Origin of the sequence: Brevibacillus sp. Leaf182 (assembly GCF_001423865.2) — a bacterium.
GTDB lineage: Bacteria > Bacillota > Bacilli > Brevibacillales > Brevibacillaceae > Brevibacillus > Brevibacillus brevis_C.
The window spans coordinates 239,067-251,322 of the sequence record NZ_LMPN02000037.1 but is presented as its reverse complement, the minus strand read 5'-3'; the positions used below and the strand labels follow the sequence as shown (position 1 = coordinate 251,322).

The 12,256-nt window shown below is 47.5% G+C and carries 10 protein-coding genes; 8 read left to right on the top strand and 2 right to left on the bottom strand.

Features of this window, described 5'->3' with window-relative positions:
* The first annotated feature begins 151 nt into the window (after positions 1 to 151).
* The 7 genes from ASG16_RS28280 to ASG16_RS28250 all read left to right on the top strand — a co-directional run bounded on the left by ASG16_RS28280 (position 152) and on the right by ASG16_RS28250 (position 9,093).
* Positions 152 to 826: a response regulator transcription factor gene (locus ASG16_RS28280; protein ID WP_056487581.1), complete on the top strand. Its 675-nt coding sequence runs from the start codon at positions 152 to 154 to the stop codon at positions 824 to 826.
* On the top strand, positions 823 to 2,643 hold the full coding sequence (locus tag ASG16_RS28275) for a sensor histidine kinase (RefSeq protein WP_056487578.1): 1,821 nt from the start codon (positions 823 to 825) through the stop codon (positions 2,641 to 2,643). The genes ASG16_RS28280 and ASG16_RS28275 overlap by 4 nt, the downstream gene beginning before the upstream one ends.
* 113 nt (positions 2,644 to 2,756) lie before the next feature.
* Positions 2,757 to 3,443 (top strand): GDSL-type esterase/lipase family protein, encoded by a 687-nt coding sequence (locus ASG16_RS28270; protein ID WP_056487574.1) that lies wholly within the window; start codon positions 2,757 to 2,759, stop codon positions 3,441 to 3,443.
* A 21-nt stretch (positions 3,444 to 3,464) separates the two neighbouring features.
* Positions 3,465 to 4,871: an MBOAT family O-acyltransferase gene (locus tag ASG16_RS28265; RefSeq protein ID WP_056487570.1), complete on the top strand. Its 1,407-nt coding sequence runs from the start codon at positions 3,465 to 3,467 to the stop codon at positions 4,869 to 4,871.
* A gap of 15 nt (positions 4,872 to 4,886) precedes the next feature.
* On the top strand, positions 4,887 to 6,026 hold the full coding sequence (locus tag ASG16_RS28260; protein WP_056487566.1) for a DHHW family protein: 1,140 nt from the start codon (positions 4,887 to 4,889) through the stop codon (positions 6,024 to 6,026).
* A 5-nt stretch (positions 6,027 to 6,031) separates the two neighbouring features.
* The gene (locus ASG16_RS28255) at positions 6,032 to 6,505 is read left to right on the top strand and encodes a DUF4358 domain-containing protein (protein ID WP_056487564.1); all 474 of its coding nucleotides are present in this window, start codon (positions 6,032 to 6,034) and stop codon (positions 6,503 to 6,505) included.
* A 632-nt stretch (positions 6,506 to 7,137) separates the two neighbouring features.
* On the top strand, positions 7,138 to 9,093 hold the full coding sequence (locus ASG16_RS28250; protein WP_056487561.1) for a GTP-binding protein: 1,956 nt from the start codon (positions 7,138 to 7,140) through the stop codon (positions 9,091 to 9,093).
* A gap of 78 nt (positions 9,094 to 9,171) precedes the next feature.
* On the opposite strand, the gene ASG16_RS28245 is transcribed toward ASG16_RS28250, so the two are convergent.
* Complete coding sequence (locus ASG16_RS28245) at positions 9,172 to 9,804, bottom strand: Crp/Fnr family transcriptional regulator (protein ID WP_056487558.1); 633 nt, start codon at positions 9,802 to 9,804, stop codon at positions 9,172 to 9,174.
* A 26-nt stretch (positions 9,805 to 9,830) separates the two neighbouring features.
* Complete coding sequence (locus tag ASG16_RS28240) at positions 9,831 to 10,478, bottom strand: Crp/Fnr family transcriptional regulator (RefSeq protein ID WP_056488504.1); 648 nt, start codon at positions 10,476 to 10,478, stop codon at positions 9,831 to 9,833.
* Positions 10,479 to 10,742: 264 nt separating this feature from the next.
* On the opposite strand from ASG16_RS28240, the gene ASG16_RS28235 reads away from it, so the two are divergent.
* Positions 10,743 to 12,230: a 4-hydroxyphenylacetate 3-hydroxylase family protein gene (locus ASG16_RS28235; protein ID WP_056487555.1), complete on the top strand. Its 1,488-nt coding sequence runs from the start codon at positions 10,743 to 10,745 to the stop codon at positions 12,228 to 12,230.
* The last annotated feature ends 26 nt before the right edge of the window (positions 12,231 to 12,256 follow it).

The following is a 12,256-nucleotide window of genomic DNA, read 5'->3' as shown; positions in this document are numbered from 1 at the left end:
CGTCCGGCATGGGCGATAGCTCGCACGGTCTGGAAACTTGCCTGATTAGAAAATGGGGTCCTCTACGACCTGCCATATTGTGACGACCCCAAAGTCATGATAACATTCTAAAAAATATCTTCAGAGAGATAGAGGACGAGAGGTCATTAGCATGACGAAAACGATACTGATTGTGGAAGACCAGCAGGTTTTGCGAGAGATTATGAAAGAATACTTGATGGACGAAGGATACGAAGTGTTGGAAGCGGGGGACGGGACTCAGGCGCTGACGTTATTTCAGGAGCATGAAGTGCATTTGATCATTCTGGACGTTATGCTGCCGGAATTGGACGGGTGGTCAGTATGCAGACGTATTCGCAAAGTTTCCAACGTCCCGATTCTGATGTTAACAGCTCGTTCGGATGAGGATGATACGTTGCTTGGATTCGAGCTCGGGGCGGACGATTATGTGGTGAAACCGTGCAGTCCTCCCATCCTGCTGGCACGCTCCAAACGCTTGTTGGAAAATCGGCAAATGCACGAACCAGCGGATATGTTGTCCGGCGGCGGGATCACGATTCACTTGCCGTCCCGAACCGTTTCGATTGAGGGAAAAAACTATAGCTTGACGCACACGGAATTCGAAATTTTGGCCTACTTGATGAAAAACAAAGGCATCATTCTTACCAGAGAACAGCTTATTACAAAAATCTGGGGTTACGACTTTGTCGGCGAGGATCGTACGCTCAGCAGCCATATTCGCAATTTGCGTTCCAAGCTGGGAGAGCATGCGAAGCATGTCGTCACTGTTGTTCGTTCCGGTTATAAATTCGAGGACCGGCCATGAGAAAAAGCATTGTACGCAAGCTGTTTCTGCTCACGACGGGTTTATGCCTGTTTGTGATCGGGAGCATTTTTATCGGACAAACCGTATTTTTCGAGCAGTTTTATGTGCATCAAAAGGTAGAGAAGGTGAAGGAAGCCCTTCAATTCTATCGGCAAAACGAGTTGACTCATGCAGGAGCTTCCCAGGATGAAGTCAGGAAGGAACAGGAGTTTTATCAAAAGACGAGTGCCTGGTTTGCTCGATTGGATGAAAGAGGCCATTTGAAATACACGGACGATTTCCAGATGGAGGTCCGTCTGGAGAACTCAGACGAAAACACAGCTCTTTCTGGCAAGTCGATTGTCGTTCCATTGTACACGGTCATGGATGTGGAGGATGTAAGCACTGATACCCCCTTCTTGGATACCTTTGTGAAAGTGGGTCAACAGATTGCCATGGAAGGGATCATGATCGATAATCAATTTTATCCGCAACGGATCGGGAGGAGTGTCTCCAATCTCAGAGAGGAAGATCAGCTAGAGAATCAGCAGCTCGTCAAAAAAGAGTATGAGGTCGTCCCGCGATTCAAGAATCCCACCGAATACCATGAGCGTTATCCCAGCGTTTTGGTGAGCGGAACCATCACACAGGTCCAGACACCGCAAGGCGCGGATGTATCCCGCTATACGAACCGGTTATTTCTTGAACGGGTGAAAGCTTTTCAAGCGGATCTGCTATACGGAGATGATGTGGTGCAAACAAGTACCATAACGGAATACAAAGTGAACGATATGGAATACAAAATATTCGTAGAGCGCGTGACTGATCAAATAGGGAATCCCGCCTATCTGTTCGCCATGACATCGCTACAGCCCGTAAACGAAGCAACGGGGGTTATGCGAAGTTATTATGGTTACATCATTGCGGGTACCTTGCTGCTCGTTCTGCTCGCCTCCTTCTATTACTCCCGTAGAATAGCAGCTCCTTTGCTCCGCATGGACGACATGACGCAAAAAATGGCCAAGCTGGACTTCTCTGAAAAAATTCCGATCAAGACAGAGGATGAGATCGGCAGTCTGTCACGGAATATTAATCGGCTTTCGGATATGCTGCATGCCCATATTGTCCGTCTGGAGCAGGATATTGAGAAAGAAAAGCGACTAGAGCAAACGCGCAAGGAATTTATTGCTGGCGTGTCGCATGAGCTGAAAACTCCGCTCAGCATCATGGAAAGCTGCCTATACATTTTGAAGGATAAGGCGGACAGCCCGAAGCGAGACTACTATTTTGCTGCGATGGAAGATGAAGTAAAAAAGATGAACCTGCTGGTTGCGGATATGCTGGAATTGGCAAAATATGAATCTGGTACCTATAGAATGCAGATGGATTCGTTCCGGATTGATGTGCTACTGGAGCAAATCTGCGTAAAGTTGGCACCTGACCTTGCCAGCAAGCAGTTGCAGTTACACCACCGTTTAGCCCCAGTCGAAGTCATCGCCAATCAGCATCGAATCGAGCAGGTGATCGTGAATTTCCTGACAAACGCCATACGTTACACGCCTGAACAAGAGGATATTGTCATCTCGACGATTGAAGAAGGGGATACCGTCAAGATTTGTATCGAAAACAAAGGCGTCCATATTCCGGCCGAGCAGTTGGAGAAGATATGGGATCGTTTCTACCGCGGCGAGCATTCCCGCAACCGTTCGACCGGAGGAACCGGATTGGGCCTGGCAATCTCCAAGCAGATACTAGAACTGCATGGAACGTTTTATGGGGCAATGAATACGGACGAAGGAGTCTTGTTCTATTTTGAATTGAAGAAAAAGAAAGTGTAGAACCCCGGTTCTGCACTTTTTTTATTGCATTTCTACCCAATCTGCACACGATCTGCATCTGATCTTGATCTTTGACGATTACTCTTTACCTTGTTCAAGAAGAAAGGGGAAAGATGAACGTGCAAAGGAAAATGATGAGTATTACACTGTTCGCAATGGTCGCCTTATCCGTTGCGGCATGCGGCACCAATGGACAACCACCCGCTTCCGAGATTACCAGGCAAGCCGGAGAGATCTCCAATCCGGAGCAAACCTCATATGCATCACAGTATCAAACAAGCGTTTTTCTCGGAGATTCGATTACGGAGGGGTTGTCTTACCATGATGTGCTGGAAGAGGAGAACGTGCTCGCAGGTGCAGGGAAAACGGCTGAATTCGCACTGGAAGATGTGGACGAATTAGTCAAGCGAAAACCCGAGCATATTTTTATCCAGTTGGGTTCCGACGACATTTTATGGCCGACCGACCATCCCAAGGAATATTCGTTATCACATTACACCCAATTGATCGATCGCATCAAAGAAAGGCTTCCAGAGGCGTCGATCACGATATTATCCGTTACCCCGGTGACGGCAGAGGCAGAAAAAGCGGAGCCCCGCTATCAAAATATCGGCGACTACAATAAGGGATTGAAGGAGCTCGCAAGTAAGGTACAAGTCGGATACATCGATGTGTCTTCAATTGTGGCCGATCATCCTGAAATGTACGATGCGGACGGCATTCATTTCCAAGCCAAGTTTTATCCGATTCTGCTCGATTACATAAAAGATGAGCTGGGTCGCAAGAAGAGCGCAAAATAACGGCGCGGGAGGAAACGAACGTTGGTATTCAGCAGTCTGATTTTCCTGTTTCAATTTTTGCCCGCCGTACTGCTCGTTTATTATGTGTCGCCCAATAAGCTGAGAAATGCTGTTCTGTTCGCAGCGAGCCTCATCTTTTATGCATGGGGCGAACCGGTATATATCATCATCATGATTTTTACAACGGTATTTGATTATATCAATGGGCTCGTGATCGACAAGTACAGTCACCGAAAGCCGATTGCCAGAGCAGTGTTGTTCGGCTCCATCTGTGGCAGTCTGGCGATTCTCGGTTTCTTCAAATATTCCGGGTTTGTTGTTTCGAATGTGAATGATCTATTCGGTCTGCATATTCAGGTGGCTGATCTGCCACTACCCGTCGGTATTTCCTTTTATACGTTCCAAACGATGTCCTATGTAGTGGATGTATACCTAGGAAAAGTGCCGGCACAACGAAATATTGTCGCTTTCGGCACTTACGTCACGATGTTTCCCCAACTGGTCGCAGGTCCGATCGTCAAATATGGAGATATCGCGGAGCAACTGGTCTCTCGTAAAGTAACGCTGGAGCGGTTCGGGGAAGGAGCGGAATGGTTCATCCGGGGATTGGCCAAAAAAGTGCTACTAGCCAACAATATCGGGCTGCTATGGACCAACGTGAAGACGACGCCGATGGAGGACTTGACTGTCCTTTCCGCATGGCTCGGCATCCTGGCGTTTACGTTTCAAATTTATTTCGATTTCAGTGGGTATTCGGATATGGCACGCGGACTCGGCAAAATGTTCGGTTTCGAATTCCCAGAAAACTTCAAGCATCCGTATATTTCACGAAGCGTTACGGAATTTTGGCGCAGATGGCATATTTCCCTCGGTTCCTGGTTTCGGGAGTATGTCTATATTCCGCTCGGCGGCAACCGAATGGGCTTGGGCAAGCAGTTCCGTAACCTCTTGATCGTATGGTTCTTAACCGGTCTGTGGCATGGGGCGAGCTGGAACTTTATCGTATGGGGCTTATATTTCGGCTGTTTCGTTGTGTTTGAGAAGCTGTTTTTGCTGAAATGGCTGAAGCATTGGCCGAGCTGGGCAGGACATTTCTACACGCTGCTGATTGTCGTTGTCGGGTGGGTCTTTTTTGAATTCGAACATTTGCCGTACGCATGGATGTTCATGGGTGCGATGTTTGGTTTCGGGGCGCAAGAATGGGTGGATCGCCAGGCGCTCTACGACCTGACGACGTATGGGGGATTGCTCGTTCTGTTGGCCTTGTGCGCGACACCGCTGCCAGAGAAAGTATTGGAGCAAATGAAAGCGCGATGGAATTCGGTAGGCATGATAGCTACTCTGGCATTTTCTATCATTAGCTTGGTTTTGTCGTCAGCTTATTTGGTCTTTGAGGATTACAATCCATTCTTATATTTTCGGTTTTGAGGGGAGGTAGCTGTCTTGACTAGATATGACAAACGGACGCGAGCCGTGACGGGCTTGTTATTCTTGCTGTTTATCCTCATGATGGCCGTTTTGAACATACTGACCCCTGATCAGGCATTCTCGGAATCAGAAAACAGGGTGCTCGAGAGGAGGCCCCCTTTTTCACTGCGATCACTGCTGGCGGGGAAGTTCACTTCTGATTACGAGACCTATATCACCGATCAATTTGCTTTCCGGGACGTTTGGATCGGGCTAAAAACGGATGCGGATCGAGTTATGGGCAAAAAGGACAGCAACGGTGTTTATCTGGGAAAGGATGGGTACCTGATTCAACATTTCTCATCGCCGCTGGACACCGAGGTGAATGACAGAGTTGAGGCCATCCATTCGATTCACCAGACAACGCCTGACCTTCGCAAGTATATCATGCTGGTACCGACCCCCGGCGCGTTGTTTCGGGATAAACTTCCCGCCTACGCACCAATGGGCGACGAGCATGCTGCGCTCAATCGAGTTCGGCAATCGCTTCAACCTGCTATTCGCTTCGTCGATGTCTATCCTGCGCTGTATGCCGTACGCGAAGAAGCGATTTTTTATAAAACGGATCATCATTGGACTAGCAAAGGCGCTTATCATGCTTACCGAGCGTTGTGCAAGCAGATGGGGATTGTTCCCAAAGACGAAGCAGCGTTCAACATCCGGCAGGTAACGGATGTATTCTATGGATCGCTCTATTCGAAGAGCGGCTTCCGTCATCTGCAGCCTGATCGTATCGATCTTTATCTGCCGAAAAAGGAAAGCAAAAAGAAGGTGGAGTACGTGGACGAAGGTCGTACCGCAGATTCCATGTACCAGATGGACAATTTGGATAAAAAGGATAAGTATGCAGTATTCCTAAACGGCAACCATGCATGGGTCCGAATCTCAACCGACCATCCGGAAGGGAAGAAGCTGCTGATCGTGAAAGATTCGTACGCCAATAGCCTGATTCCCTTTTTGGCCGAACACTTCGCAGAGATTGATGTCGTTGACCTTCGATATTATGAGGGTTCCGTAACAAAGCTCATACAAGATCGGCAGTTTCAGGAGATGTTATTCCTTTACAACGTCAAAACGTTTTTTGAAGACACCTCTATTCTAAACATCATGGAGTGAATGCAATGAAGCGATTTTTGTCTGTACTGCTTATGTTTGCTATCGGAATGGGAATGTTGGCCGGATGCTCCGGTGAAGGCGGAACTTCCGAAGAACTTTCGGCTGCAAAAGTGGGAGAAAGAATTCAACAAACGGTAAGTTTTCAGGATATGAAGCAAAGGGATCTGGAAAAACTGCAAAAGTTGTATCAGATCGAGGCAGAAAAGGTAGAGAATTTCATCCTGTATACGGCTTCATCCAATGTGAAAGCGGATGAACTTGCTGTTATCAAAGTTAAAGATGCGAGCGACACCGAAAATGTAAAAGAGAAAATACAACAACGGATCGAGGCACAAACAATCAAATTTAAAGACTATCGCCCAGAGGAGTATTTTCTCATCGAAAAGCATGTTTTGAAGACGAAAGGGCAGTTTGTTTTATTCGCGGTGTCAAAAGAGGTGGATCAAATAGAATCTGTGTTTGACGAAGCTCTGAAGTAAAAACACGAAGAGATTGTATTCAAAAAGGAAAAGCAACTCTTAACTATAATATAAAAGGACCTATCTTGATTCTTACAAGGTGGGTCCTTTTTCTGCCGAATGGAAGCCCTTGATAATCCAGTTGCAGCTTTTTTTAGCAGTGATGTGACACAAATAAAAAGACACTCCTTGTATAATTAAGAGTGTCCATGAATTCCAATGATCGCTCTATTTAGAGGATGGTCACATTACTGGGGGGTGGCTAGGGCAACAATAACCGCAGCCATCTTCCCAGCAACACGGGAAACAACGTCTAGCACGTGATTGATATTGCCCAGATGATTCATATGGTTGATATTGCACCAATTGACCTTTTACTTTCTTGAATTTCTTAGAAGTAGATTTCTTCTTTTTCATCAGATACTTCCTCCTTTATGACGATCTAAAATAGCTTATTAACAAAATTTACCTTTTGATTGGACGAGAGCTTGCAAGTGTCAAAAATGGACGTAAAAAAACTGCAGGCGCAGTAGGCTAGGATGTTCTTAAGTTTGCACCCATGGTTTTAACCTGGCAAGCCTATTCTTCTTCTGCATTTTTATGTTTTAATGAGAAAAGAAATGGCAGTCGAGTAGCTCTGGAAGAGGGATAACATGAAGCGTCTAACGATCGGCTTGTTTGCCCATGTGGATGCGGGCAAAACTACTTTCGCCGAACAGTTGCTATACCATACGAATAGTATCCGGTCGCGGGGCCGGGTGGATCATCAAGATTCCTTTTTGGACAGCCACGATATCGAGAGGAAAAGAGGCATTACCGTGTTCGCCGATCAGGCGGTCATGAACGATAAGGGCGACGTTTATTATTTGATCGATACACCTGGACACGTCGATTTTTCTTCCGAGATGGAGCGGGCGATCGGGGTAATGGATTACGCTATCGTGATTGTCAGTGCGGTAGAAGGTGTTCAGGGTCATACCGAGACAGTCTGGCAGTTGTTGCGCAAACATCGGATACCGACATTTTTCTTCATCAATAAAACAGATCGGATAGGCGCGGATGCCAACAGGACGGAAGAGGAGATACGCAGTCAGTTGACAAGGGATGTCTGTTCCGTCAAGGACAACTTCGCCAACAGTATCGTCGGTGAGGAGCTGCGGGAGATGATGACGGAGCGGAACGAGTCACTGCTTGAAGCGTTCATAGAGGAAAGAGTCGATCAAGCTTTTTGGCTGGGTGCCTTGCAGGAGATGATACGAGATGGGAGTCTTTTCCCCTGTGCCAGCGGCTCGGCATTGCAGGATGATGGAGTGGTAGAGTTCCTGAATCAACTGTCCTTGTTGACGACTGCGACTTATGACGAGACGGCTCCGTTCGGGGGGCGCATTTATAAGATTCGACACACAGCAAACGGGTTGAGGCTTACGTTCGTCAAAGCGCTGAGCGGCAAGCTGAAGGTACGGGAGCTGCTTAGCTATGAGAGCGGTGGACTTCGATACGAAGAGAAGATTACACAAATCTTAATGGTTAATGGTAGGAAATCACACTCAGTTGAACAAGTAGCTGCCGGCGATTTGTTCGCGGTCGTCGGCTTGTCCGAGGCCGAAGCTGGACAAGGAGTGGGGCTCTGCTCAGACAAGTTTGCTTATGAGACTGAGCCGACACTACAGTCGAAAGTACAGTTTGACAGTTCGCTTCACGTGCAGCAGGTGCTCGGTGCGTTTCGCATTTTGAATGCGGAGGATCCGTCTCTGAATGTGGTTTGGGAAGAGAGTTTGCAAGAGATTCACATTCGCGTCATGGGCCTGATCCAGTTAGAAGTGCTGGAGCAGGTTGTGAAGGAACGCTTTGGTTTCGTTGTCTCTTTCGGCCAACCGGAAATCTTGTATAAAGAAACGATACAGTCTGCTGTGACAGGATATGGACACTTCGAGCCGCTCAGGCATTATGCGGAAGTGCACCTCCTGCTTGAACCGGGAGAGCGAGGAAGCGGAATCCACTTCACTAGCCTATGTCATCCAGATGAACTGAGTTTTAACTACCAGAATCTGGTTCGGTCTCATCTCTACGAACGGGAGCATCATGGGCTATTGACAGGCATGCCGGTCACCGACATGAAAATTACGCTCTTAAGAGGCCGTGCGCATAACGAACATACGCATGGGGGCGACTTTCGTGAGGCCACCTTCCGTGCGCTGCGGCAGGGGCTGGAGAAAGCGGAGAACATACTGTTAGAACCCTATTATGACTTCAAAATAAAGGTGGGAATAAACGAGATGGGGAGGGTACTTTCGGATATTCAACGCGCCTCAGGTTCGTTCGAGCCACCGCAGATGTCAGATACGCATACGGTCATTACGGGAAGAGTACCCGTAGCAACATTCATGAATTACAGTACCGAATTCGCTTCTTTCACGCATGGTCGAGGCAGCATTCGCTGTGTATTTGGCGGATACGATCGCTGCCATAACGCGGAGGAAGTGATTGAAAGGAAAAGCTATGAAAAGGATGCAGATCCGGTTTATACATCCTCCTCGATCTTTTGCGCCAAGGGGGCTGGCTACTCGGTGCCGTGGGACGAGGCAGAAGCCAAGATGCATCTACTCTAAGCAGAACCGAACAGTGCTGTATCAAGATTTAACAAAGGTTATTTTCAATGTAGAGGGGCGAGCCGGATTGGCTTCGCCCTATTTACAGTGGATACGAGAATAGATCTCACGTAATCCCTCTATATCCACAACGCGAATGGCACTACGCTCAGATAAGTCAATCAAGCCTTGGTGTCGCCATTTCTGCAAAGTCTTGTTCACCGTAATGCGTGACGTATCAATATAGCGTGCAAAAGACTTCTGGTCGATAGGGATATGATCATTTCCGTACACAGCTATCAGTTTGAGTAAATAATTAGCCATCGCAGGCTCAATCGGACTGTCAGTGAACGCGATGATTTCAGCCAGGAGACGGAGCTTATAGATTTGTGAATTGGTGAAAATCACTGCTGACTGTGGGTGGTCTTGGCATACGCGCGATAAGTCCTCGTCGGAGAAAAAGTAAATAACGCAAGGAGAAGTAGTTATGGCTGATGTCAGGTATGAGCCGTTATAGGCCCCGTGTTCCCCGAACAACCCACCCGTGGGGATGTAATCGATAGACCGCTCATGCCCGTTTTCAGATAAGAGAGTGATCTTAACGCTCCCTTTATCTAGATAATAAAATCCCGTTCCCACATCGCCTTGATGGTAGATCGGTGTATGTTTTCCCATTTCGATCTTCTTGCCATACATGAGATACGGGGTCCACTGATAGCGGAGACAGGCCATTGTGACCACCTTTCACATTGATAGGCTTATACTGTGCGAGCAGAGTGTGCCGTAAGCTGTGGAGGCTTCAGCATATCCGGGCGTTTGACGACAAAGGATCGGTTTTTGATTTCAATGATGCCATGTTCCTTCCATGCCTTCAGGATCTTGTAGACAGTGATACGGGTAAGACCAGCACATTCAGCAAGCTCTTGTTGAGTGAGGGGAACCTCGTGGTTTTTAAAGTCTTCGCAAATGTTCAGCAGGAGACGAGCGATTTGCTCTTCTGAAGTCAGTGCCTTCATGTTGATGGCGGTTAGAAGAATCCGCATTTTTTGATTGATTGTTTGGGTGAAAAGAGACAAGAGTTCAGGGCGTGCCTTCAGCATTTCGAGGAATTGCAAACAGGAGAAATGGTAGACGACTGCATTCTTTACAGCAATAGCCGTGGTGAAATGTGGTTGTTGATCCATCGCTTGAAGTCCCATGATTTGACCAGGGACTACGATGTTCACCAGGCGATCTTTCCCCTTGAAGGTAGAGGTCACAATCTTGACCAAACCCTTATGAAGATAATAAAAACCTTCTCCCATCATCCCTTGCTTATAGATAGCTGTTTTTCCTTTCACAAATTGACGGGTGCCGTATTCTAAAAGGGTTTCCCATTTCAAATCAGTTTCAAAAGGGGATACCATCATCACCGCTCCTTTCCTCATCCATGAACTTGCCTCTTCCAATCCTCCACCCAAGATTGAGTCTTAATTTTCTGAATTTATCTCTCTAGATTATATGAAATGAAAAAGCTCCTTACCCATATTTCAACGTGAAAATGACGTGCATTCGAAAGAAAAACAGAATGGATGTTAAGTGGGCTACATTTTCCGGAAAAGACTGACATTATAATGCGGTTTAAGAACAAAAACGGCTCAACCACCAAAAATCTACAGGGAGGAATGGTAGTGGGAATCCGCACAGGTGACCAATACATTCAGGGCTTGAGATCACGGCAACCAGAGATTTGGCTGCAAGGCAGAAAGGTAACAAACGTCTGTGAGGAAGCTGTTTTTCGACAGCCGATTCATGAAATAGCCAAACTGTATGACATGCAGCATGACGAGAAGTATCAGGAGAAGATTACCCATATTTGTCAGGAGACCGGCGAGCGTGTGAACAACGCCTTTCTCGTTGCAAAGACCCCTGAGGAATTGCAGGCGAAACGAGACTTGTACGAAGCTTATGCGGAAGCCACTTTTGGCTTGATGGGAAGAACGCCGGATTTTCTCAATGTAGTCTTGACGTCGCTATACAGCAATGCGTCTTTCTTGGAAAGGTACAATCCGCAATGGGCGGAAAACGCGAAAAATTATTACAAGTATGTTCGCGATCAAGACCTGTTCTTAACGCATGCGATTATCAATCCGCAAAATGACCGCAGTAAGTCCTCGCACGAACAAAACGATGTGTACACCCATTTGGGGGCAGTAAAGGAGACGCCGGAAGGGCTGATTGTCAAAGGAGCGAAAATGCTCGCAACACTGGCGCCGATCACGGATGAAGTCATCATTTATTCGTTCCCTGGGTTCAAGCCAGGAGATGAGCGTTACGCCTTGGCATTTGCCATTCCGATAAACACGCCGGGCTTGCGCATCATTTGCAGAGAGCCCATGCAGGATGGAATTCGTTCCGTTTATGACCATCCTTTGGCATCGCGCTTCGAAGAAATGGATGCTCTTCTTGTCTTTCATGACGTACTCGTGCCATGGGAGCGTTTATTCCTGTTCAACAATGTAGAAGCAGCCAACCTGCTTTATCCAAAAACAGGCATCGGACAGCAGCCGGCACACCAGTCAGGGGTGAGAGGACTGTTGAAGCTCCAATTTGCCACGGAGGTTGCCATGCGACTGGCAGACTCCATCGGGGTAGACGTCTATCCGAATGTCCAAAACATTCTCGGGGAGCTAGCGCAATCGTTGGAATCCGTCAGAGCGCTCCTGAGGACTGCTGAGCTGGAATACGAGACATTGCCGTCGGGCGAGCTCATGCCGGGTTACGTACAGCTCGAGACCATTCGCGGACTGCTTCCGAAGCTGTACCCGCGGGCGATCGAAGTCATTCAAATTATTGGAGCAGGCGGATTGCTCATGTCCCCGACTGACTGTGATATGGAGCATCCCGAGTTGGCGGAGGATATGGAAAAGTTTTATGCCGGAAGGGAGGGTATCTCCGGTACAGAGCGGGTACGTCTGTTTAAGCTCGCTTGGGACCTTTGTGGGGAAGCCTTCGGACAGCGTTTACTACAATACGAACGATACTATACTGGTGATCCGGTACGTAAATTAGCGATTTTTTACAACAATTATAAAAAGTCTCATGCATGTACGATGGTGGATGACGCGCTCAGCATTTTCGCTGCCAAATCGTCATCGCAGACGGAGCAGATTCTTTAAACAAGTAAAAACAAGGAGGGAATCGA

Bases quoted from the DNA above. Each gene is read 5' to 3' on its own strand.
- ASG16_RS28280 (WP_056487581.1), top strand. From the start codon at position 152: ATGACGAAAACGATACTGATTGTGGAAGACCAGCAGGTTTTGCGAGAG.
- ASG16_RS28275 (WP_056487578.1), top strand. From the start codon at position 823: ATGAGAAAAAGCATTGTACGCAAGCTGTTTCTGCTCACGACGGGTTTA.
- ASG16_RS28270 (WP_056487574.1), top strand. From the start codon at position 2,757: ATGAACGTGCAAAGGAAAATGATGAGTATTACACTGTTCGCAATGGTC.
- ASG16_RS28255 (WP_056487564.1), top strand. From the start codon at position 6,032: ATGAAGCGATTTTTGTCTGTACTGCTTATGTTTGCTATCGGAATGGGA.
- ASG16_RS28250 (WP_056487561.1), top strand. From the start codon at position 7,138: ATGAAGCGTCTAACGATCGGCTTGTTTGCCCATGTGGATGCGGGCAAA.
- ASG16_RS28245 (WP_056487558.1), bottom strand. From the start codon at position 9,804: ATGGCCTGTCTCCGCTATCAGTGGACCCCGTATCTCATGTATGGCAAG.
- ASG16_RS28240 (WP_056488504.1), bottom strand. From the start codon at position 10,478: ATGGTATCCCCTTTTGAAACTGATTTGAAATGGGAAACCCTTTTAGAA.